At 47.4% G+C, this 23,667-nt stretch carries 20 protein-coding genes; 11 read left to right on the top strand and 9 right to left on the bottom strand.

Going from position 1 to position 23,667, the window contains the following annotated elements; genetic code table 11:
• Positions 1-130 precede the first annotated feature (130 nt).
• Positions 131-1,684 carry a methyl-accepting chemotaxis protein gene (locus tag ACP7H9_RS05305; RefSeq protein ID WP_114981691.1) on the top strand — a complete coding sequence of 518 codons (1,554 nt, stop codon included), beginning with the start codon at positions 131-133 and terminating at the stop codon, positions 1,682-1,684.
• A gap of 85 nt (positions 1,685-1,769) precedes the next feature.
• Positions 1,770-2,339 (top strand): gamma-glutamylcyclotransferase, encoded by a 570-nt coding sequence (locus ACP7H9_RS05300; RefSeq protein WP_034822207.1) that lies wholly within the window; start codon positions 1,770-1,772, stop codon positions 2,337-2,339.
• Here ACP7H9_RS05300 and ACP7H9_RS05295 read toward each other — a convergent pair.
• Entirely contained in the window at positions 2,332-4,596 is a 2,265-nt protein-coding gene (locus tag ACP7H9_RS05295) for an EAL domain-containing protein (RefSeq protein WP_034822209.1), read from the bottom strand. The genes ACP7H9_RS05300 and ACP7H9_RS05295 overlap by 8 nt on opposite strands.
• On the bottom strand, positions 4,596-6,284 hold the full coding sequence (locus ACP7H9_RS05290; protein ID WP_114981693.1) for an EAL domain-containing protein: 1,689 nt from the start codon (positions 6,282-6,284) through the stop codon (positions 4,596-4,598). Before ACP7H9_RS05290 ends, ACP7H9_RS05295 begins: the two co-directional genes overlap by 1 nt.
• Before the next feature lie 111 nt (positions 6,285-6,395).
• Here ACP7H9_RS05290 and ACP7H9_RS05285 point away from each other — a divergent pair, with 111 nt between their 5' ends.
• Positions 6,396-7,442, top strand: a complete 1,047-nt coding sequence (locus ACP7H9_RS05285; protein ID WP_011235395.1) for an AI-2E family transporter — start codon at positions 6,396-6,398, stop codon at positions 7,440-7,442.
• On the opposite strand, the gene cfa is transcribed toward ACP7H9_RS05285, so the two are convergent.
• From cfa to ACP7H9_RS05270, 3 genes are all read right to left on the bottom strand, one after another.
• Positions 7,439-8,554 carry a cyclopropane fatty acyl phospholipid synthase gene (gene cfa, locus ACP7H9_RS05280; RefSeq protein WP_114981694.1) on the bottom strand — a complete coding sequence of 372 codons (1,116 nt, stop codon included), beginning with the start codon at positions 8,552-8,554 and terminating at the stop codon, positions 7,439-7,441. The genes ACP7H9_RS05285 and cfa overlap by 4 nt on opposite strands.
• 75 nt (positions 8,555-8,629) lie before the next feature.
• Entirely contained in the window at positions 8,630-9,811 is a 1,182-nt protein-coding gene (locus tag ACP7H9_RS05275) for an ammonium transporter (protein ID WP_034822216.1), read from the bottom strand.
• 10 nt (positions 9,812-9,821) lie between these two features.
• Complete coding sequence (locus ACP7H9_RS05270; RefSeq protein WP_011235392.1) at positions 9,822-10,160, bottom strand: P-II family nitrogen regulator; 339 nt, start codon at positions 10,158-10,160, stop codon at positions 9,822-9,824.
• Between the two features lie 221 nt (positions 10,161-10,381).
• Between ACP7H9_RS05270 and ACP7H9_RS05265 the strand changes: the two genes are divergently transcribed.
• Both ACP7H9_RS05265 and glpQ read left to right on the top strand, forming a co-directional pair.
• Entirely contained in the window at positions 10,382-11,434 is a 1,053-nt protein-coding gene (locus tag ACP7H9_RS05265; RefSeq protein WP_011235391.1) for a cysteine synthase A, read from the top strand.
• Complete coding sequence (glpQ, locus tag ACP7H9_RS05260; protein WP_011235390.1) at positions 11,427-12,446, top strand: glycerophosphodiester phosphodiesterase; 1,020 nt, start codon at positions 11,427-11,429, stop codon at positions 12,444-12,446. Before ACP7H9_RS05265 ends, glpQ begins: the two co-directional genes overlap by 8 nt.
• On the opposite strand, the gene ACP7H9_RS05255 is transcribed toward glpQ, so the two are convergent.
• Positions 12,421-12,888, bottom strand: a complete 468-nt coding sequence (locus ACP7H9_RS05255) for a GNAT family N-acetyltransferase (RefSeq protein WP_110014141.1) — start codon at positions 12,886-12,888, stop codon at positions 12,421-12,423. The two genes, glpQ and ACP7H9_RS05255, sit on opposite strands and share 26 nt — an antisense overlap.
• Positions 12,878-14,338, bottom strand: coding sequence for a RimK family protein (locus tag ACP7H9_RS05250; protein ID WP_034822220.1), 1,461 nt, complete (start codon positions 14,336-14,338; stop codon positions 12,878-12,880). Before ACP7H9_RS05250 ends, ACP7H9_RS05255 begins: the two co-directional genes overlap by 11 nt.
• Positions 14,339-14,481: 143 nt before the next feature.
• On the opposite strand from ACP7H9_RS05250, the gene ACP7H9_RS05245 reads away from it, so the two are divergent.
• Together ACP7H9_RS05245 and ACP7H9_RS05240 are read left to right on the top strand one after the other, a co-directional pair.
• Positions 14,482-14,988, top strand: coding sequence for a DUF2062 domain-containing protein (locus ACP7H9_RS05245; protein WP_110014140.1), 507 nt, complete (start codon positions 14,482-14,484; stop codon positions 14,986-14,988).
• A 2-nt stretch (positions 14,989-14,990) separates the two neighbouring features.
• A complete protein-coding gene (locus tag ACP7H9_RS05240) occupies positions 14,991-16,742 on the top strand; it encodes a TIGR03545 family protein (protein ID WP_110014139.1) in 1,752 nt (583 codons plus the stop codon).
• Between the two features lie 9 nt (positions 16,743-16,751).
• Here the strand turns inward: ACP7H9_RS05240 and ACP7H9_RS05235 are convergent, their stop codons facing one another.
• Both ACP7H9_RS05235 and ACP7H9_RS05230 read right to left on the bottom strand, forming a co-directional pair.
• Complete coding sequence (locus ACP7H9_RS05235) at positions 16,752-18,044, bottom strand: GntP family permease (protein ID WP_034822225.1); 1,293 nt, start codon at positions 18,042-18,044, stop codon at positions 16,752-16,754.
• Positions 18,045-18,087: 43 nt separating this feature from the next.
• Positions 18,088-18,702, bottom strand: a complete 615-nt coding sequence (locus ACP7H9_RS05230; RefSeq protein ID WP_011235379.1) for a trimeric intracellular cation channel family protein — start codon at positions 18,700-18,702, stop codon at positions 18,088-18,090.
• A 143-nt stretch (positions 18,703-18,845) separates the two neighbouring features.
• On the opposite strand from ACP7H9_RS05230, the gene ACP7H9_RS05225 reads away from it, so the two are divergent.
• From ACP7H9_RS05225 to secF, 4 genes are all read left to right on the top strand, one after another.
• The gene (locus ACP7H9_RS05225) at positions 18,846-20,357 is read left to right on the top strand and encodes a sigma 54-interacting transcriptional regulator (RefSeq protein WP_272988174.1); all 1,512 of its coding nucleotides are present in this window, start codon (positions 18,846-18,848) and stop codon (positions 20,355-20,357) included.
• Positions 20,358-20,495: 138 nt separating this feature from the next.
• The gene (yajC, locus tag ACP7H9_RS05220) at positions 20,496-20,831 is read left to right on the top strand and encodes a preprotein translocase subunit YajC (protein ID WP_011235377.1); all 336 of its coding nucleotides are present in this window, start codon (positions 20,496-20,498) and stop codon (positions 20,829-20,831) included.
• A gap of 28 nt (positions 20,832-20,859) precedes the next feature.
• A complete protein-coding gene (gene secD, locus ACP7H9_RS05215) occupies positions 20,860-22,704 on the top strand; it encodes a protein translocase subunit SecD (protein ID WP_110014137.1) in 1,845 nt (614 codons plus the stop codon).
• An 8-nt stretch (positions 22,705-22,712) separates the two neighbouring features.
• Positions 22,713-23,660, top strand: a complete 948-nt coding sequence (gene secF / locus ACP7H9_RS05210; RefSeq protein WP_110014136.1) for a protein translocase subunit SecF — start codon at positions 22,713-22,715, stop codon at positions 23,658-23,660.
• The last annotated feature ends 7 nt before the right edge of the window (positions 23,661-23,667 follow it).

Here is a 23,667-nt window from a genome sequence, read left to right as displayed (position 1 = left end):
CCGCAGGCGGGTGCGTTGCCCGTCTGCACCTGCTACCAAGGTCGTAGTGCAGCAGCATAAAGTTTCATGGAAACTGTTCGATAATTATACATGGTACGTTGCGTTTTTTACGCCTTACGGAAGCAGATAAATGTCCACAGTTGATGTGAAACCTCCTTTATTGATAACGGCTTTGGCAATAGCCGCCGGTGTCCTTGTCCTTGCTTTTGTGCCCTGGTTGTGGCTGCAGTTATGTCTGCAAAGCTTATTATTTATTGCCCTGAGCTGGTTTTATGCCCGTTATTTTAGCGCCGCCGGAATAGCGGATGATGAAGAGCCCTCTGAGGGAGACGGCACGGATCAGCTGGCCGAAAACTCCGGTAAAAATGCAATAGCAACGGCAGAGCTTAGTTTTGCGATAAGCCGTTTTAAATCCGTTTTGGCAGATATTGTCGAGCGTTTGAAAGAAAGTGTGGATAACTCGTCACGAGTGAGCGAACGGGCGAAGGGAATAGAAAGCTTTTCATCGGAAGTGGCTGTTGCTGCAGAGCAAACCAAGCAGATAAGCCACGAAGGCCGCGAGAGAATAAAGCAACTCACTCAGAAGATAGCTCTGGTAGTGGCGGACAGCCGAGAAAGTGCGGAAGCGGTCAGAGGTCTGCAGGCTAAAGCCGATGATATTCGTAAAGTGACCCAGGTTATTGACAGTATTGCAGAGCAAACCAACTTGCTGGCGCTGAATGCATCGATAGAGTCGGCGCGTGCCGGTGAACATGGTCGTGGCTTTGCGGTTGTAGCCGATGAAGTCAGAACGCTGGCCGGACGAACTTCGGATGCAACCGTAGAAGTGAGTAATTTGGTGGAAGCGATTCATAATGAAACCACGGTTGCGGTCAATAATATTGAGCAACTGTCAAAGCACATTGAACAGCAGTCGGAAACAACCGAGGGCATTATTGAACAACTGGCCAGCATTGTAGAACAAGCCGAAACCGTGGAGCAGCAACTGCAAAAAATTACCGGGTTAATGGGTGAGAACGCAGAGGATCTTTCCCGTAATGGTGAGCTTCTGCATTCTGTAAACTCAGACTTATCTGAACAATACCAGCAACTGGATGACGTAAGCGGGCAGGCCGAGCAACTGGAATTGCAGTCGGAGCAATTGTTCGCGCACTTGGTTGAAAATGATGCCGATGCTGAACATAAAGTGATTTACCAGGCCGCAACCGACGCCGCTAAACAAATTGGGCAACGTTTAGATCAGGCTATTGAGCAAGGCGAGCTGACGTCCTCTCAACTGTTCTCCCGGGATTATCAAGCGGTTCCCGGAACCGAGCCGGTAAAATACAAGACACCATACACGGAGTTTTTCGAGAGTATATTACCCGCTATTCAGGAGCCTACTCTGAAACGACATGAACACATTATTTACGCTATAGCCACTGACCCGAAAGGCTATGTAGCGCGGCACAACGATGCGTTTAATAAGCCGTTAACAGGTGATCCGAAGAAAGACCTGGTCGGCAACCGCTCGCGTCGGCTATTTAATGACAAAACCGGGGCACGTTGCGGAGCTCACACGCAAACGTTATTGTTACAGACCTACAAACGCGATACCGGCGAGGTTATGCACGACTTATCGGTACCCGTTTATGTAAATGGAAAACATTGGGGCGGCTTCCGTATCGGCTACAAGCCGCTGTAGCCTGACATTCATGTCAGGTGAGATATAGTTCCTGACGTAAACGTCAGGCTACAAAGCACCAAGCGAGAATAGGCAACTGAGCAGTATGTCACACGATACCATTGCAATGAATAAAGAGCGGCAGGACTTAAGTGGCCTGGAGGCTGTCTGGTTATTTGGTTATGGCTCACTGATTTATAAAGTCGACTTTCCGTATCTGGAACGGGCGGCTGCCTCAATACAAGGTTGGTCACGACGTTTCTGGCAAGGGTCGCACGACCATAGAGGCACACCAGAAGCTCCGGGCAGGGTACTGACTTTAACAGAAACTCCGGGTGAAGAATGCACGGGAATGGCCTACAAAGTCTCACCCGATGTGTTCGAGCATTTAGATCATCGTGAAAAAAACGGTTATTTAAGATTTACTACGCCGATGAGTTTTCGTGACGGCAGCCAACAAGAAGGCCTTGTTTATATTGCGACAGAAGACAATGAAGCGTTTCTTGGCGAGGCTACGGCGTCGGAAATTGCCAGCCATATCGCTCGTTCGTCCGGCCCCAGCGGGCCCAATGCCGAATACCTGGTCAAGTTGCAGTTGGCGCTACAGCAACTGGGCGTCAACGACCCTCATATTACTGAGGTTTATGAGGCCTTAATGGCAGACCGGGCTAGTTAGTGTCCTGAGTAAATACGGTGTCGGCGGTTTGCGGTAACATGTAAAGCTTACCCTGCCAGTAGTGGCAACCAAATTCGGCGAGTGTATCTAACTGTGCTTGGTTTTCTACGCCTACCGCTTGTACTTCCAACCCCAGCTCTGAGGTCATGCGAATAACCGCACGCACCAAATTGCGCGAGCGTTCGTTAGTATCAAGATCGCGAATAAACTCTCTTTCTATTTTAATTTTGCTCACCGGCATGGTTTTCAAATGCAGCATGCTGGCAACGCCTTTACCGAACCGGTCAATAACCAGAGTTATACCAAGCTGATGTAACTTCTCAATAATTTCCAGAGTGTGCGGCAGGGGTTCTTGTAAGCTGCTTTCACTTAAATCAAATTCCAGTTTTGCCGCTAGCTTTGGGGTCTTTTTAACAAACTGGCTGACTGTCTGATAAAGCTTCTGTGAAATTTGCTCGGTTGCCAAATTAATACCGATTTTTCCCGGAACGGTGTTTTGCTCCTGCCAGAGATCAATTTGCTCGATAACCTGTTCAACCACCCATACTCCCAGGGTGTCCAGCATGCCATTGGCATCAAATTGTGGCAGGAACTGGTCGGGTTTTAATGAGCCAAGGTCGGGGTGCTCCCAGCGCAGCAGAGCCTCAACGCCGACCACCTGATGCTGCATATTAAGAACGGGTTGATACACCAACTGCATTTGCCCGGTTTGCAACACACTGCGGACGTCTTCTTCTAATTGAATTTCATCGTAAGAGCGGGTTTCCAGCTCTTGTTTAAAGTAAGTGCTGCTCTCATTGTGCTCGTCTTTAGCAGAGTTCATTGCCAAATTGGCCTGAGCCAGAAGCTTTTCGGCATCGTAGCCGTCGAGTGGGTAAACGCTGGCGCCAATGCTGGCTGCCAGTTGCACCTGCCGCTGGCTGTCCGACAATATGAATGGCGGTTCGTACGCGGCCTGAATTTCCAGAATAATGTTCTGAATATCGATGTATTCAACAATATGATTCAAAACGACGGCAAATTCATCACCACCGAGGTTATAAAGTTTGGTACCGAAGGGAACGGCTTTTTTCAGTCTAAGCGCCAGGCGCTGTAAAATTTTATCGCCAATATGATGGCCATACTGGTCATTCACCTGATGGAAATGATTAACGTTCATTACAATGACGGCAGCCAATCTGTCGCTGGGCAATTCATCTAATAACCGGGTTAAATCCAGTGCCAGCGAGTTGCTGTTAGGTAAGCCAGTTAAGTCGTTAAAAAAGGCCAGCTTCTGCAATTGCCGCTGCTGCAATTTCATTCGGGTGACATCGCTTAAGGTCGCAATGTAGGCCGCTTCCCCGGGGAAACTAGCCGGGGCTTCACGAACGGTTAAAATGGCAGAGTAACGCTGATTATCTATATCGCGACCCACTATCAAAATACTCTGGTTACAGGGGAAGCCTCCGTCAATATCATCAATTTCCGTTGCTGATAGGAGTTCCTCGAGTCTTGAATTCAGACAGGCTGATTCGTTCAAGCCGGAAATGTCGGTAAATGGTGTATCAATCGCTATTACCCGACGGCGCCCGTCCAAAAGCGCAATGCCTGACAACACGTCATGCTCTGAGTTCTTCCCGGAATTAATGCTGGTGGTATCATAGTAGTCGGCAGAAATATTCGTCCAGGATCCCTGAAAGCGCAGCGGTTTCTGACTGCTACGGCGAACCTCGTCTCTAACCCAAACGTAATGCCCCTGTTGGTGACGAAAGCGATATTCACAAACAAATTGTTCTTCTTCAAAGCCGCGTAGAGCTGTTTTCTTTACTGTTTTTACGTCGTTAGGATGAATGTTGTTCAGCCACCAGCCCGGTGCCATTACCTCTTCTGTTGAGTATCCCAGAATGCGTTCGCAGTTTGTGCTTACCCAGTCGACGCAGAAGCCGGAATCGAGAGCCCTAAGCTCGTAGTGTACGGTTGGGCTGTTACCGAGATAGCTATGCAGTAACTCACGAGACTTTTTAAACCGTAAAAACCAAATGCGGCGAATAAAGAAAAACAGAAAAATGATGGATAGTGCGACAAACGCCCAGGGCTCCCATTGAATTAAGGTGCTTTTCGTGTCGGCTTCCACCGGTAACTTAGGAATTAAGGCGTTAGCGCCTATTTCCCAGATGATAGCGGCTATTATATAGCTGAGCGCCAGAATAACTTCCGGTCGTTTGAAAAATCGTTTACGCGATGCTCTATGCAGTGTTAACTCTCTTTCATTTCTCATTATCGTATCCGTGCCCAGGGTATTTCTGATTTCTTCAATGACTTACTGAGAATAGAGCCTTGTAATTCTTCACACCCTATTTGCTTTAACAGTAGTAGCTTAGCGCGATCATTGATGCCCGTAGCTATGGTTGTTAAACCTCGCGCTCTGGCCATTTTGACCATAGAGGCTAACTCTCGTTTTTGATCGCTGTGAGACGTGGCTTTTTGCACTAATTCCTCAGACAGTTTTACCGCATCTACAGGCAGCACAAAAAGTGACTGTATAGTGGAGCGGCCTTCCCCAAAATGCGAGGCAATAACATTACAGCCAATGCTGCGTAGACGTTCCAGATAGCGTTTCGATTTGTCGGAAAGTGACATTAAGGCTCGTTCACTGACCTCGATATTAATATTTTGTGCTGGAAATTTGGTTTCCTGCAGCTCGTGCGCTAACACATTAAGTACAAGCGGGTCGACAATGTCATTAATGGTCACGTTAATAGCGACGCGTACAGTCACTTTTTGTTTTTGCCATACCCGCAGGTCTTTAAATGTGCGTTGAATAATCCATGACGTAAATTGCTGAGTTAAAGAAGCCTCTTCTATCATTGGCTTAAACTCTTCCACACTCATGCTACCGCGTTTAGGGTGTACCCATTTCGCAGACACTTCCAGTACAGAGAAGTAGCCGGAATTAGTATTGAGCCGAGGCTGGTAGTAAAGCTGAATGTCGTTATTCTTCATTGCTTCGTTAAACTGACGCGAAAAAGTGACTTCTTCAATCTGGTCGATGGCCTCGTCTTGTTCCAGAAACGAGAACTGTTGTTTCTTTTGGAAAGCGTTAAAGGCGTGTGACTGGGCTTCGTCAAAAACTTTTTGGTGATCTTCTTTCAGCTGTTCTTTTTTAACCCGAAGCACACCAGCGGTGCTGTCCATTTGATAAGAAACACCGTCAATGACTATGGGTTGCTCCAAAAAGCTCTCTATTTTTTGTTGAAGTTCTTTTGAGTTTTCTTCAGCTTCAGAGCGAACCCCAACCAATTCGTTTCTTGACGTCTGACCGACGTGAACCTGATCCCCCAGGAGTTTTTTTAGTTGAACAGCCATTTGCTTAACAAGTTCGTTGGCTTTTTCAGTTCCTACTTGCTGCTGAATTTTGTCCATATTCTGTAAGCGGAAGTTGAAAATATCGACCAGGTCATCGGGTGAACTGCCTTTTCCATGGCCAATGCTTTCTAACTGTCTTAGCAGGGCGTTGATATTGGGAAGGTCGGTTCCCTGGTATTTGAATTTGGCCGTTTGTTCGGCACCACTTAATTCTTTTATGACTTTGGCAACCATTCCCGCCATAGTGGCCACAAGAGTATAAGCAACCATGCGAAGCATCCAGCCGCCGACAATTTCGTTGCCGCTTATCAGCGACTCGGAAAAAGAAAAGGGGCTGAGTAATAGGCCACACATGAAACCAGCCAGGGCACCAATGCGTGACCCCAGCAGTAAACCGGCAAAAATCAATGGAAAGTAAAGTAGGTGCTCGTAAAGGCTCGGAAGCCCGCCCGTTATCTCAATGACCCTGATAATAGCCGCAATCAGTATCGCCAACACGAAGCCCATGAACACCTGTTTTTCGGCGTTCATCTCGGTGAAGTTGACGACACTTTCTTTGAGCCAGCTGGTAAAGCTGTTTGGGTCTTCCAATTTAGGCATTTATTCTTATCAGTTGTGATAAATTAGGCAGTTAGCTATCTTGAGGTTGTTATCAATCTTAACTTCTGTCAAGTATTTAAGCCGAGAATCATTAACATCAAGGAACCAGCTATGCGGGAATCTTTAGAACGGCGGTCATTTTTACTGACATTGATTTTAGTCAGTATCGCCTTCGCCTGGGTACTTATACCGTTTTGGGGAGCTATTTTTTGGGCTTGTGTGGTGACTGTTATTTTTTACCCGCTACAACAAAAACTGAAAAAGACGTTTGGAGACAAGCCCAACCGGGCAGCTCTTGTAACCTTGCTGATTGCATTGGTTATTGTGGTGATTCCGGCGCTGGGTATTTCATATTCCTTTGTGCAGGAGGGGGTTAGTTTTTATCAGCGGCTGGACGAAGGCAAAATTAACCCCGGTAAGCTCTTTGATGATATTCAAAAGGCGTTTCCGGTTATTAGTGACTTGCTTGCTCAGTTTGATATTAAAGCCAGCGATGTACGGGAGAAAATATCATCAGGAGCCGTTAGTGGTAGTAAATTTTTGGCAGAAGAAGCGTTAAGCATCGGTCAAAATACATTCTCTTTTATCATTAGCCTTTCGCTAATGATTTATTTGACCTTTTTCCTTTTGCGGGACGGTCACTTGCTGATTGACCTTTTAGTAAAAGCGCTGCCTTTGGGCGATGAACGAGAACGTAAGCTGTTTACTAAATTTGCAGAGGTAACTCGGGCAACAGTGAAAGGAAACATTGTTGTGGCAATAGTTCAGGGCACATTGGGTGGCATAATTTTCGCGTTACTGGGTATTCCCGGAGCCCTGCTGTGGGGTGTCGTCATGGCCTTTTTGTCGTTAATCCCGGCGGTTGGCGCGAGTCTGGTATGGCTACCTGTATCTATTTATTTGTATGCGACAGGTAACTGGATAGCCGGCACCATTCTGGTGGCTTACGGGGCAATAGTTATTGGTTTGGCCGACAACGTACTGCGCCCGGTTTTGGTAGGGCGTGATACGAAATTACCGGATTATCTGGTGCTGTTTTCTACCTTAGGCGGTTTATCGCTGTTTGGTATTACCGGGTTTGTTTTAGGGCCGCTGGTTGCGGCCCTGTTTTTGGTGTTCTGGGATATCTTTATGAACGAGTTTAATAGCGTTTCTTAAAGTTGTGGGCGCGAGTATCCCCCAACACTGCCGTTGGGGGATAACACCCATTGCCACAACTGGATGTCGCGCGCACGGAATGCACCAGCACAGGACAGCAAATAGTATTTCCACATACGATAAAATTCGTCATCAAACTGTGACTTAATAGATGGCCAGGCTTTATCGAAGTTTTCAAACCAGGCCATTAAGGTTTTATCGTAATCGGCACCAAAGTTGTGCAGGTCTTCGCAGACAAACTTTTCTTCCAGTGCCGTTCCTATTTGTGAAATAGACGGAATTTCGCCATTCGGGAAAATGTACTTGCTGATCCACGGGTCGGCTGCGGTATCACTGACGTTTTTACCAATAGTGTGCAGCAGGAACAGGCCGTCTTCTTTGGTGCAGCGCAGAGCGACATCCATATAGTCGTCGTAGTTCTTCTGACCGACATGCTCAAACATTCCTAAGCTGATAACGCGGTCAAACTGTTCGTCCAGCTCGCGGTAGTCCTGTAGCCGGAATTCTACCGGAAGACCTTTGCAGCGCTCTTTGCCAAGGGCTACCTGCTCTTTGGATATAGTGACACCAACACATTCGACACCGTAGTTTTCAGCGGCATACTGCATGAAGCTGCCCCAGCCACAACCAATATCAAGAACGCGCATGCCTGGCTTCAATCCCAGCTTTTTACAGCACAGTTCAAGTTTATGCCGTTGTGCTTCGTCAACGTCTTTGGCTTTTTCCCAGTAACCACAGGTGTAAACCATACGCTCATCGAGCATAGACTGATAAAGGTCATTGCCCATGTCGTAATGATGCTGACCAACCTCCCAGGCTTTGGATTTACTTTGTAAGTTGAAGACTCGGCTTTTTAAGGAATGGAAAATAAGGCGGGCGGGGTTAACTTCATCCTGAATGCCGGAGCGCAGTAGCTGGAAGAAAAACTGGTCAAGCGATTCGGCGTCCCACAAACGAGCCATATAAGATTCACCCAAGCCAAGATTACCGCGCGACAGTGCCTGATCAAATACGGTTTCATCGTGAACCTGCATATCCCAGGCTCTGTCACCGTTAATGCGGATATCTGCTTTTGCTAAAAGCTCTTCAACATACTCTCGTGATGTCGACATATTTGTTCGCCCATTCCGGAAAATGATGGTTAAAAACGTTATCAAGAATGGGCGAAACTGGCAATAAAAAGCCTTTTACCCGTCTTTTTTCGACGTAAACTCAGGGTAAGCTTCAACGCCGCAATCGACTTGATCTAAGCCGATATATTCCTGCTCTTTAGTTACACGAATGCCCAATATTAGCTTCAGTATAGCCCAGACAATAAGACTACTGAAAAACACCCAGCAGAAAATGGTACCGACACCGGCTAACTGAATAACAAAGCTGGCACCGTCATCGCTGAGCGGCACCACAAGGGTACCGAAAATACCGACCACACCGTGTACCGAAATAGCACCGACCGGATCGTCAATGTGGAGCTTATCCAGCCCAATAATGGAGAGCACGACAATAAGCCCCGCAATAAAGCCGATAACGCCGGCAAGCCAGGGTTCTGGGGTAACAGGTTGTGCGGTAATGGCAACCAGACCGGCTAAGGCACCGTTTAAAATCATGGTTAAATCGGCTTTTTTCCACAACAGCTTAGTAAATAGCAGCGTGGCGATAGTGCCAGCTGCGGCCGAGGTATTAGTGTTTACCATGGCGCGGGCTATGGCATTGGCATCGTCAACGGTGCTTAGCGCTAACTGTGAACCGCCGTTAAAACCAAACCAGCCAAACCAGAGAATGAAGGTACCCAGCGCGGCCAGTGGCATATTAGAGCCGGGTAAAGCGTTGATACTGCCATCACTCAGGTATTTACCGGAGCGCGGGCCAAGTAAAAGAACCGCAGCAAGTGCCGCTGATGCACCGGTTAAATGCACAATGCTGGAGCCGGCAAAATCGACAAAGCCCCATTCCGTCAGCATTCCACCGCCCCAGGTCCATAAGCCCTGTACCGGATAAATGACCGCACTAAGCACGACACAGAACAGCAGAAAGCTCATTAGCTTCATACGCTCGGCAACGGCACCTGAGACTATCGACATAGCAGTAGCAACGAACACCATCTGAAAAAAGAAATTAGCGTCAGCCGCGTAAGCTGAGGTTGAAGGATCGGGGTACATGACTTTGTAGCCGATAACCAGGTAAACAATACAGGCGATGGCGTAGAGCACGATGTTTTTGGTCAGAATTTCGGTGGTGTTTTTGCTTCTGACCAGACCCGCCTCCAGCATGGAAAAACCAGCCGCCATCCACATAACCAGCGCCCCGGATATGAGTAAGTAAAAGGTGTCTACCGCGAAAGTGAGTTGTTGTAAGTTTTGTGCTTCCATGATGGGCTCCTTAAAGGGCGTCTTGGTCGGTTTCGCCAGTGCGTATGCGAACGCATTGCTCCAGCGGCATAACGAATATTTTTCCGTCGCCGATATTGCCGGTATGAGCCGCGGCAATGACTACTTCCAGAGCTCGTTCGACGGTTTCGTCGGGAACCGCCAGTTCAATTTTCATTTTGGGCAGGAAGTCGACTTGATATTCGGCGCCCCGGTACAGTTCGGTATGCCCCTTTTGACGTCCTACTCCCCGGACTTCGGTTACTGTCAGGCCTTTACAGCCAATTTCAAACAGCGCTTGCTTCACATCCTCCAGCTTGAAGGGTTTGATTAACGCAACGAGCATTTTCATGGTGCTTTCCTTATTAAAATATTGTTAAGCAACCCTTTAACTTCACGAAGCGTGCCAGAATTTAACTAGCTGATATTTATGAATAAATAATATTTACGTAATTTTTCTGCACAAAAAACGTGCGCCCCTTCTGTGCATTGCACCAAAAGTGCTATTGAACCAAAAGGGTACAGGGGAGATACTATTTACCTACAGTAGCGAATGATTAAGGGTGCAGTGGCATGAGAGTTGGCGCGCGGCAGAGCGATCTTATCGGGCAGACGGATTTACTTCGTATACCGTCGCTGTCTGATTTAACCGGATGCGATATCTTTATTAAATGCGAGTTCCAGAATCCGGGCGGCTCCATTAAGGATCGCGCGGCTAAGCAACTGATTGATGACGCTATGGAACGCGGCGAGTTAAAGCCGGGTATGACGGTGGTTGAAGGTACCGCCGGTAATACCGGTATTGGCCTGGCTGTTGTGGCAAAGTCTTACGGCTTGCGTATGTTAGCGGTCATGCCCAATGACCAGACACCGGAGAAAGAGCGCATGATCCGCTTGCATGGCGGTGAACTGATGGCGGTTGATCCGGTTCCTTTTAAGAACGAAAACCACTTCTACCATACGGCGCGCCGTTTAGCGGAAGAACGCGATGATTGCTGGTGGGCTAACCAATTTGAAAACACCAGTAATGCTCGTGCGCATTACCTTCATACTGGCCCGGAAATATGGGAACAAACCGAAGGGAGAATTGACGCTCTGGTGTCTGTGGCTGGAACCGGTGGCACCATTGGTGGTAACTCTCGCTTCTTAAAAGAGCAGAACCCGGAACTGGATGTTTGGGTGGTTGACCCGGATGGTTCCGGTATCTATGAGTTTTTACGCAGCGGCGAATATGTGTCGAATGGCGGCTCTATGACGGAGGGCATTGGTATTATGCGGCTAGTGGATAATTTCCGCCAGGCACGTATTGATCACGCGGTTAATTTGCCCGATCAAGATTTAGTGACGTTGTCACGTTATATCCGAGACGAAGATGGTATTGTTCTGGGGAGTAGCTCGGCGCTAAACGTGGCTGGTGCGTTGGCCGCAGCTTTACGAAAAGGTCCGGGACACCGCATTGTGACCTTTTCCTGTGACTTGGGTGAACGTTCGGTGAGTAAGCTGTACAACCCGGAATATTTGCGCGGACGCGGGTTAAACCCTGACCCGGAACCCATTGACGTATTAATGACGCGTTATCGCGAGCTTGGCGATAAGGTACTAGAGGTTAACTGGAACAATGACTAAACGTATTTTTGGGTGTTTGTTTTTATTGGTATCAGCAACCGCAGTTCAGGCGCAGGACGAGACGCCGGATGCGCCGTTCCATGACCTTCAAGTTCCGCAGTTTCTGGACATTGCGCACCGCGGTGCTTCCGGTTATTTACCCGAGCACACTCAGGCCAGCACCGTTATGGCTCATGGGCTGGGAGCGGACTTCATAGAGCAAGACGTGCAACTGAGCCGTGACAGCGTTCCGGTCGTTCTGCATGATGAAATTCTGGACCATGTCACCAATGTCTCCGAAGTGTTTCCGGAAAAGCATCGTCCCGATGGTAAATACTATGTGGTCGATTTTTCGCTGGAAGAGCTTAAACAGTTAACTATGGTCGCCCGGCATAAAGATTATGAGCTGGTTTACCCTAAGCGATTTTCTCACCCCGATGTTCACTTTCCTATACAAACGCTGGATGAGGAAATCAAACTGATTCAGGAGCTGAATCGCGTTCGGGATATGTCGACAGGCATTTATATCGAGATCAAATCTCCGCGCTGGTATCAGCAGCAAGGGTACGACGCGACGGCGGCCGTGATGTCTGTCCTGGCTCACAACGGATACCACGACAAACGGCCAACACCGGTTTATCTGCAGTCTTTTGACCCGGAAGTGTTACGTCGCTTAAAGCGTGAATTTAACTGGGACTTTCCGTTAATTCAGCTGGTGGGTGACAATGAGTGGGGAGAGACCGATATTGATTACAGCGCCATGCGCACGGGCGCCGGGCTGGAGTCAGTAAAAAGCTACGCTGAAGGTGTCGGCTTGTGGGTAAACCACGTATTGACCGGAGTGAATGAAAACGGTGAGCCTGAATGGGACAGTGTTTTAAAGTCAGCGGAAGAGAAAGGTCTGGATGTTCATGTTTATACCTTGCGGGCCGATGACTTACCCGAAGGCGTGGAGTCTCATGCGCAATTACGCCAGTGGTTAAAACAAGCTGGCGTAGAGGGCGTGTTTACTGACTTTCCGGATAAAAAGTAAAGCGCATTTTGAAACCGTCGCTGCCGTCATCGTAGTATTCCGGCAGAATATCGATGGTTTCGAAACCACAGCTTTGATACCAGTGAATAGCGGCCTTGTTGTCGCTTTTCACTTCCAGCGACATGGCATTAGCGCCGGCGGTTTTCGCCGAATTCAGCACTTCATTCATAAGCAGATTACCTACCCCTAAACCGCGAAAGCTCTGAGCTACGGCTATTGAGTACAGGCGCCATACTTTGCTGTTACGCCGGGTAAAGGCAATAGCATACCCGGCTAAATCGTTACCTGAACGTGCTACCCAGCAATAGTTATGGCTGGATTCAATTACTCGTTTAAAACTGCGACGACTAATGCAACTGTAATTAAAAGTTGCACGTTCTAAAGAAACTAATTGTTCAAGGTCGTTCTTGTCTGCCCGCTCAATGCGAAACTCAGTATTCATCCAGGCGTCGTCCAAAATCAGCCATAATCAGCCGGTACAGCTCATAACCTAAGTGTTTGTCTTCCACACCAGATTCAATTGACGGGTTGTCATTAATTTCAATAACAACAGGGCCTTGCGGTGTTTGTTTAATATCTACACCGTACAGGCCGTCACCTATTAAGCGGGTTGCCTGTAATGCCAGCCGCACCACATCTTTAGGAGCCTGATGCACGCCTAAAGTGGCAAAAGAACCGCTTTTACCTCGTGAGGACGACTCGCTGTGGTTATAAATTTGCCAGTGGTTACGCGCCATAAAGTACTGGCAAGCGTATATGGGTCGGTTATTCAGTACACCAATACGCCAGTCGTAGTCGGTTCTCATATACTCTTGTGCCAGCAGTATAGTGGACTGCTCGAAAAGCTCCGTTGCCACTTGTTTAAACTGGGCTAAGTCTTCTGCTTTTTCCACGCCAATAGAAAATGAACCGTCAGGAATTTTCAGCACAACCGGGTAACCCAAACGTTCGCCTATTGCTTCGTAGTCGATATCTGATTGGCTCAACAAGAGTTCTGTTTTTGGTGTCGCTACCTTATGTTTATCCAGTAACTCTTTTAAGAACACTTTATTGGCACATTTAACAATGGAGTCCGGGTGGTCAATGACGACCATACCGTTGGCTTCGGCTTTTTTCGCAAAGTGGTAGGTATAATGATTAATACGGGTGGTTTCGCGAATGAAAAGCGCATCGAACTCCAACAGACGATTGAAATCGTTTGCGGTAATCAGCTCAGCTTCAATATCGGCCTCTTTGGCGGCTTTTATAAACAATGACAGTGCTTTTTTGTCACTGGTCGGAATGGCTTCGTCCGGGTTATACAAAATGGCCAAATCAAAACGGTACTCTTTGCGGGTGCGCGCTTTGCGCCACACTCGTTTACTGAAATGATCCAGTGAGTTACCAAAAAAGCTTTGTTGCTCATCAGTTAACTGATTCAACGCACCTGATGTCAGCTTGTTAATATGCCAGCGACCGTTAAATTCCAGTTCAACTTTTAAAATAGGGCATGGGTAGCGCTCAAATATTTGGCGTGCAAAAGAAGCCAGTTCAGGCTGTTCGCATAAGCCAAAACAAATCAGTAGCGACAGCGACTTTTCGTCACGATTCTGCAAATATTTAGTGAGTGATCGGTCGGCGGTATTAATCAGTAACTGATAATGGGAAAAGTTGGTCAGGTCATTAATAGTCGCAACCGACGGCATAACTCTTTGTCCGCGAGCCTCTGCCAGCAGACTAACGTAGTAGCCGGTTGACAGGTAAGATAAGTCGTTACACAAATTTAGAACATGATAACGACTCTGCAAGTGTGCCGATTGTAAGTATTCACTTGCGGTGAGTAGGCTTTGACTAGGGTAATAAGGCTGCCAGTCGGCGGCGTTATCTATGATAAGGTGAACGTGTTGCTGCATGTCGTAAAGTACTCAGAAGTCGTTAAAAATAATGTAAGTTATTTGCTTATTATTTGCGTAATAAATGCAACTCACACTATATTAGAAAGACGACGGATAACAAGCAGATTTGCTGTTTTATCTTTTTCAAAGGAGTCAGGTGAATGCTGACAATTCTGGCAAAGCTGTTAAAAGCTTTGAATTCTGAAACCAGCGCCTGGGCACTGGCGTTAGCTGTAGTACTAGGAATGTTTATGGGGATAACCCCGCTATGGCGAATTCATAACTTAATAATTTTATTGGCGGCATTAATATTCCGCGTAAACCTCAGTCTATTCATTGTGTCTTTTGGTATTTTCTCGGGTATTGCTTACCTGCTGGACCCTTGGTTCCACAGTGTCGGTTTGAGCTTATTAGAAGCGTCAGGCTGGCAGGGCATTTATGAAGCACTGTATGCAACTGCCTTAGGACGTCTGTCCATGTTTAATCACACCATAACTATGGGTAGCTTTGTTATCGCTTTGATTGCCGCGCCGGTTGTAGCTGCGTTGAGTTACTGGATTATTGCCAATTACCGTAAAAGAATTCAGGCTCAAATAATGAAAATGCGCGTGGTGCAGGTTATTCGCGGTAGCCGTTTCTGGCAGATCTATACGGACTTGAGGGGGTGAGTATGAAGCGCAGTATCATTCGCTGGCCGGGACTGGCCGTTTTCGCCGGGTTCGTATTGTTGTTGGTCGCTATTTCCTGGTTGTTTCTGGACGCTATTATAAAAGTTACATTAGAGCACACGCTGGGAAGACTGAACGGCGCTGAAGTTAATATTGAGCGAGTGGAGCATAGCTGGGTACCTTTATCTCTGACTTTGGCCGGTATCCAGGTCACCGACCCTAATGCACCGAAAAATAACCGGGTACAGGTTGGTGAAGCTTCAGCGGACATCAGCCCTACAGAAATTGTGCTTGGCCGAACCTTAATTGAACAGCTGACTATGACCGGCGTTCGTGTTAATCAGCCACGGGAAAGCGAGGGTGACGTTTATGTCATGCCGGATCAGGAAGACGTGCAGAATTGGGCCAGTCAGTCCTGGGATAAACTGACCATGTCTTTACCTTCTGTGGACGATATTGTCAGCCAGGTTGATTTGCGTACAGAAACGGTGATTGATGAAGCCAAAGCTGCCTACGAGCAGCAAGAACAAGAGGTTAAAGCAGCTAGAGAAGCTTTGCCGAGTAAAGACAAAATAAAAGAATACGAAGAGAAAATTAAGCAAATTACCGAAGGCAAAGTAGAAGGCCTGGCTGATATTGCGGCGAGAAAAGAGGCTTTAGATGAGTTAAAAGACTCGATTCGGGCAGATAAAAAGGCGGTCAGCAACTTTCGTGATGAAGTGAAGCAGGCGAAAGAGGTGGTGCAACAGCAAATAGCCGACCTTAAGAACGCGCCGGGTAACGATATTGACCGAATTAAGTCGTTTTTCAGTCTGGACGGAAGTGGTTTAGAGAACGTGACTGGTTTGTTATTAGGCGAAAAAGCGCGGGAGTGGAGTAAGTACGTACTTCTTGCCTATGAACAGCTGGGGCCTATGCTGGCGCGTTCGGACAACTCTGCAACGGTAGAGCCGGTGCGCGGCGAGGGGCAGAGAATTTCCTTTGCCGATGACAACGCACCACCGGAGTTTTTAATTAAAAAGGCGCGCACCGAATTTATGGTTGGCGGTACGGTTATTGATGTCGACTGGCAAAATATTACCCACCAGCATAATTTACTGGGTCAGCCGACGACGTATCAGGCTCGGGCCGATAACAGCGACTTGTGGAATGCGTTTAACCTGAATGGCGAATTATCGCTGACTGACCTGGGCATTGATGCGAAGCAGCAATGGCAGTTAAAAGGCGCAAAACTGAATAACCTAAAGCTTAGTAATAGCAGCGAACTCAGTGCCAATATTTTATCGTCCATGATGGACAGTGATGGAACCGTGCTAGTTCGTGAGAATAAACTGGACGGGAAAGCCATGGTACGCATGCTGAATCTTGACTTAGAAGCCGAGGGCAGCAGCAAACTGACTTCTGCGGTTGCAGGTGCTTTAAAGCAACTACAGCGGTTAGATATTACCACCAACATTGGCGGTGATATTCAACGGCCATCGCTGAGTTTTGAATCCGATTTAGATGACCAATTAGGCGATGCGTTGGCTCAATCCGCGATGGGCGAGGCCGACGAAAAACTGGCCGAAATAAAAGCTGACCTTACTGCCAAAGTTTCAGAGCAATTAGGTGGTCAGCAAGGCTTGCTGGAAAATCTGACTCAATGGGACAATGAATCTGGTGAACAGAGCAAACAACTGGAAGAGCTGTTAAAAGCCAAAGTTGGAGACAGTCTTAAGGATAAGCTCAAGGGCCGCCTTTTGGGCGGCTCTTGAGTTCCATTTTTATAGCATAAACAATCCAATAGCCACGGCTAAACCCATTAATGGCACCACAACAGTTACTGCGGCAACCGCCCAATAAGCGGCGCTGTGTTTCTCGTTACAAATAGCGCGAATAGTGGTAACTACGTAGCCATTGTGGGGCAGCGAGTCGAGCGCTCCTGAGGAGATCGAAACAATACGGTGCAATTGCTCGGGGTTAACCCCCGCCGCCATGTAGTGCGGGCCTACTTCAGGTAAGGCGATAGCCTGCCCACCGGATGCTGAACCGGTTAACCCAGCAATAACACTTACTGCAACCGCTGCGCCCACCAACTCATTGCCTGGCAAGCTAGTCATGGCAGTAACGGCGGCATCAAAGGCCGGAGTTATTTTGGCGATGCTGCCAAAGCCAACCACTGCCGCAGTATTACCAATAGCCACTAAAGCCCCTGTGGTAGCTTCATGAATGGCGGTCTGGGGTTTGTGAAAATGCTTAAAGTTAATAACGGCAATAGCAATTACACCGCCCAGCAAAGCTACTATCAGGGCGTTTTGCTGCAAGGTGTCGTGAAAGGTAAAAGATAGCCCCAGAACAACTAACAGTGGAATTAAGCCACTAATGGGTGAGGGCAGTTTCCGCTCCAGCAATATCGGGTCGCCTTCACGTGCTTCAAACTTCTCACCATTAGCTATGGCGCGGTTAATAATCTTTCTTAACCACCAGTAGCCAAAGGTTGCCATTAATACTGCGACTACCAAACTGACTTCCCAGGCAGCATAAGGCGAAGTGCCGAGGTATTTTACGGGTATCCAGTTCTGGATTTCCGGTGAGCCGGCTGAGGTCATGGTAAAAGTGACGGAGCCAAAAGCCAGTGCTGCCGGAATAAAACGTCGAGGCAGGTTGGCATCTTTAAATAAACTGAGCGCCATTGGGTAAACCGAAAAAGCGACAACAAAAACGCTGACACCGCCATAGGTTAAAATGGCACAGGCCAGTACCACCGCCAGAACTGCCTGCTTGCGACCGAGTTTATTGATGATCCAACTCGCGACACTGTCGGCTGCTCCGGTATCCTCCATGAACTTACCAAATAGAGAACCGAGTAGAAACATAAAGAACCAGGCGGCAACAAAGCTGGCAAAACCATCCATATAAGCACTAACGAAATTGACCTCGCCGGTCAGTAGCGGCACTCCACTACACAACGCGACTATAACAGCGCACAGAGGGGCACTGATAAACAGGTTTACTCCTTTTAAAGTGAGTACGATAAGCAACACAAGGCCGCCAACCAGACCAATCATACTTAACATGAGTTACCCCGCGGATTAAAGAAACAAAACATGCTCAACATAGCTAATGATCCTGATGATCCCGGAACACGGGCAGTGACCAGTTAAACTTGATTGCTCCAAGTCTAATGAGCAAAGTTGAGGTCATGCCCGCAGCTAATGCTATTAAAGGTTGATAGGGCACAATCAGGACATAAACGGTAGCGCCGATAATACAGGTGGTGGCGTACAGTTCGCTTTTTAAGACCATTGGAATATCGCGCGCCAGAACATCACGCAGCATGCCGCCAAAACAGGCCGATATAGTGCCCATGATGATAGCGATAAAGGGCGGAAACCCCGCTGATAGCGTTTTCTCCGCGCCCATAGTCGCAAAAAACGACAGACCAATAGCATCTGCAACCATTAGTGTGTTCATAGGAATATAGGCTCTGAACCGCAGCCATATAATAGTGAGCAGAGCGGCGACAATTATGGTGTACAGATAGACAGGGTCATGTGTCCAGAAAACCGGTAACCCAAGAATGAGGTCGCGCGTTGTACCGCCGCCAATTGCTGTTGCTGAGGCTAAAACGAGTACACCAAAACCATCCATCTTTTTGCGAAACGCTAATAACGTACCGGCTACCGCAAAAACCGCGACACCGGCATGGTCTGTCCAGTAAAATATTAATTCCATGAGTCATCAAAAAGTAGCAATGGTATGGCTTAGTTTGTCATTAACCTTTATGGATTCCCAGCACAAATTGATTGGCTATTTAGACGTCATAATTTTATGATGGCACCAATTTAAAAGCTGCTGTTGGGCTAAGGAACAGCAAAATGAGTGCAACCGAATACACGACAAAACATGTAGTTGACGATCTCGTTAGTAGCTATCAGCGAGTTCCAATGTTAGTGATCGCAGCGCATCCTGATCGGTCGCGGATTGGTGAACGCGCAGCGTTAATGGATTTGTACAATGAAGGAAGTGACTACCTAAGCAGGATAAAGCCTGAGTTTGCCAAAAATGGTAATGCTGGCAGAGCATTGCTTGATGAATTTATCAGCCGTTCTCCAATCATTTTTCAGCGCGAATCAGGCGGCCGTATTAAGCTAAAGGCGCATAGCACCAAAACAACAGTTACTATTGCCGGGCGTGGTGTTCAGGACGAATATATTCTGAAAGAAAGTGACCTGGATAACGGTGTCGTTATTGGCTTAAACCACCGCATCGTTTTACTTTTAAAGTTATTGCCGCTGCAAGACTCCTCGGTAGATGACAACGATGTGCTGTTTGGTATTAGCTCGGATATTCGTGCCATTCGGAATCGCGTTGCTCAACTGGCCGGGATGGACTTGCCGGTTATGATTAGAGGTGCTGCCGGAGTGGGTAAACAACAGGCGGCCTACGCAATTCATCAGGCCAGCGAACGTCGGGAACAACCTTTTATTAGTGTTAATCTGGCTGCCATACATGATGCGGTCGCAGAAGCTGAATTATTTGGTAGCTATCGAGGCGGTAGCCGGCAACCTGGCTATTTTGAGCAAGCCGGTAGCGGTACTATTGTGCTGGAAGACATCGAGGATGCCTCGCCGGGCTTACATCGTTTGCTTTATACCGTTCTACAAAGTAAATCCGTAGTACCTGTTGGTACAGAGGAAACGCTGCCAATTACTTGCCGTATTATGCTGACCAGTCATCAGGACTCTCGTGGCTTTGAAGAGAATTCAACGCTGTCCATGCTAATTGAAAAGCTTTCAGCTTATCAGTTGTTCATCCCGCCATTAACCGAACGTCGCGAAGATATTGGTTTGTTATTCGACTATTTTGTACGTGAGCAGTGGCGTAAGCTTTACGCTGACCGCTCTCATGATGTCAAAATTCCTGGTGAATTGATGAGCCAGCTGCTGACCTTTCATTGGCCGGGTAATGTACGACAGTTGCGCAACGTAGCGCGGCAGGTCGTTATTGATAGCCGTGAGCAAGAGCAACTGCACCTTGACCCGCAACTTTTATCTATGCTTAAGCCGAGCAACCCCGGGCATTGGGAAAATGAAACCAGCGTTCATCGTAAGCCCAACAGTGTTAGTCGAGATGAGTTACTGGAAACCTTGCGTAGCTGCCGGTTTGAGCTACAGGCTACAGCAAAAGCTCTGGGCATCTCACGGGCATCGGTATATCAGCTTATTCAGCGCTTTGAAGGGGTTCGTACAGCGCAGGATTTATCCGAAGAAGAGATTAAAAAGAGTTATGAACAGAACCGTTCCGATACTGAAAAAATGATGTGGGATTTGCAAGTGTCTCAAATAGGTTTACGGCGTCGGCTTAAAAGTTTGGGATATGATATTTGATAATACTGAGCGGCGTTAAACTTTCTGATAGTATAGCCGCCTTAGAAAAATTGAATTGCATTCTGGAGTAACTGTCCCCATATCGTGAGATGGTTATCCGAAATTTAATAATAAATTTAAATTAACTGAGGGAATTTTATGGACTTTTTTATTAGCTCAGCATACGCGCAAGACGCTGGCGGCCAAGGCAGTGGTGGTATGGAACTGATTTTCATGCTGGTCATGTTTGCGTTAATTTTTTACTTCATGATTTATCGTCCACAAGCAAAACGTGTCAAGCAGCATAAAGAGCTGATGGGTGCTTTGAGCAAGGGTGATGAAGTGCTGACTCAAGGTGGTTTGGTCGGTAAAATCACTAAAGTAAGCGAAGATAAAGACTTTCTCGTTATTGCTTTGACTGACGAGCTTGAAGTAACCATTCAGAAAGGTTCTGTGACTTCCGTTCTTCCGAAAGGAACAATGAAGTCTCTCTAATCTCTGACATTAGAAACAGGGGCACGACGTGTTAAATAAATACCCGTTGTGGAAAAATCTGCTGGTTATTTTTGTCGTATTGGTGGCAGCGCTCTATGCGCTGCCAAACATTTACGGTGAAGATCCAGCAGTTCAAATTTCCGCAAACCGAAATGCGACCATCGATACCAGCACCATGGATCGCGTAAAGAGCAGTCTGGAAAACGTTGGCATACAAGCTAAAAGTATAGCTTTAGAAGAAGAGCAGCTTTTAGTTCGACTGAATTCCGATGATGAGCAGTTAAAAGCCCGGGAGAGTATCCTGGAGAGTTTAGGTGATAACTACATAGTCGCTTTGAACCTTGCTCCTGCAACTCCTGAGTGGTTGAAGAGTGTTGGTGCTCAGCCAATGAAACTGGGGCTGGATTTACGTGGCGGTGTACACTTCTTGATGGAAATCGACATGGACGAAGCCGTTCGTAAAATTGTCGATGGTATGAAGGACACGATTCGTGCCGAACTGCGTGAAGAACGTATTCGTTACAGCGCTGTTCGTGTTAATGACACGACGGTTGAAATTGAGCTTCGTAATGAAGAAGCTTATGCAGAAGCTGCCAACTATCTGGATGGTCGTTATCAGGGTTACACCTTATTAGAAGATGACGAAAACCAACTGCTGCAATTGCAAATGAGCGAGCAGAAGCTTGCCGAAACTCAAGATTACGCAGTATCTCAAAATATCACCATTATGCGTAACCGGGTTAACGAGTTAGGTGTTGCCGAGCCGGTTATTCAGCGGCAGGGTTCAAACCGCATTGTGGTGGAACTACCGGGCGTACAGGACACGGCTCGCGCGAAAGAGATTTTAGGAGCTACAGCAACGCTGGAGTTCCGTATGGTTGATTCCGAGAACGACGTGCGTGACGCACAGAACGGTCGTGTACCTTTTGGCAGCGAGTTAATGCCAATGCGCGACGGCCCGGATCAATTGCTGAAAGAAGACGTTATTCTGACAGGTGACCATATTGTTAATGCTGGGGTTGGTTATGATGAGTACAACCGCCCGCAGGTTAATATTACTCTGGATGGCGCTGGCGGTAACAAGATGTCTTTATCGACTAAAGACAATGTTGGTCAGCCTATGGCTACCGTCTTTATTGAATATAAAGCCACAGACGAGCGCGACGAAGAAGGTAACTTACAGTTCACTAAGAACGCGGAAGTTATTAACGTTGCAACAATTCAGTCTCGCTTAGGCAGCAATTTCCGTATTACCGGGGTAGGCGCAAACGAAGCTCAGAATTTAGCGTTGTTATTACGCGCCGGTGCACTTATCGCGCCGATTCAAATTGTCGAAGAGCGTACTGTAGGTCCAAGCTTAGGTCAGCAGAACATTGATTCTGGTACTCAGGCAATTTTTTGGGGCTTTGTTTTAGTTCTTGCCTTCATGTTGTTGTACTACAAAAAGTTTGGTCTGGTTGCCAACTGTGCTCTGGCAGCAAACCTGGTTCTTATTATCGGTGTTATGTCGATGATTCCGGGAGCCACACTGACTTTGCCGGGTATGGCAGGTATTGTACTGACGGTTGGTATGGCAGTAGATGCCAACGTACTTATTTTTGAGCGCATACGTGAAGAAATAAAAGCGAAACGAAGCCCTCAACAGGCAATTCATCACGGTTATGACAGCGCCTTGTCGACCATTGCCGACGCGAACGTAACAACGCTGATTGCAGCGCTTATCTTGTTCGCTATTGGTAACGGCCCTATTAAAGGCTTTGCTATCACTCTTGCTATCGGGATTATAACGTCCATGTTTACTGCGATAGTCGGAACCCGTGCCATTGTTAACTCAGTTTGGGGCGGCAAAAAGCTGTCTAAACTGTCTATTTAGGGGGAGCCATGCAAGAGATAATTAAAACCGATGAACGACTTCCCTTCATGCGCTTCCGCGGAATTATGGGCATTATCAGTGCAGTACTGGTAGTGGCTTCCATAGTTTCGTTGTCAGTCAATAAGCTCAACTTTGGGTTGGACTTTACTGGCGGAACCTTACTTGAAGTTGGCTTTGATAGCGCGGCAGATTTAAGTCGTGTTCGTGGCGCATTAGATGAAGAAGGGTTCAGTGACGCAGTAGTTCAAAACTACGGCTCGCAGGAAGAGATACTGATTCGTCTGGAGCCTCGGGAAGGAGTAAAAGCGGAGCAGCTGGGTACCACAATACTTGAATCTCTGCGCACCGAGTTTGACCAAACCGTTGAAATGCGTCGTATAGAATTTGTTGGCCCAAATGTGGGCGACGAATTTATAGAGCAGGGCGGGTTGGCTATGCTAACCGCTTTAATCTGTATTCTACTTTACATTGCAATGCGTTTTGAGTGGCGCTTAGCCGTGGGCGCAGTGGCTGCGTTAGCGCACGACGTCATTTTAACCTTAGGACTATTCTCTGTATTACAGCTAGAGTTCGACTTAACGGTTCTGGCGGCCCTGCTGGCGGTTATTGGTTACTCAATTAACGATACGGTGGTGGTTTGTGACCGTATTCGGGAAACCTTCCGTAAGTTTGCTAAGTTAACGCCAGTTCAAGCCGTTAATCGGGCACTAACCGACACATTAAGTCGGACATTAGTGACCTCGTTGACAACGATACTGGTGTTATTGACCTTGTTCTTCCTGGGTGGGCCATTAATTCATGGTTTTGCTACGGCGTTATTATTTGGTGTGGTTATTGGTACCTATTCATCCATTTATATTGCCAGTACCGTCGCACTGAAATTTGGTGTTAGCCGTGAAGACTTAATGCCGCCGGAAGTGGAAAAAGAAGGTGCGGACCAAGATCCGCTGAACTAGCCTTACG

It is taken from the genome of Idiomarina sp. ST20R2A10 (genome assembly GCF_051842345.1).
Taxonomy (GTDB): domain Bacteria; phylum Pseudomonadota; class Gammaproteobacteria; order Enterobacterales; family Alteromonadaceae; genus Idiomarina; species Idiomarina loihiensis.
This window is presented reverse-complemented; position numbering and strand designations above follow the sequence as displayed.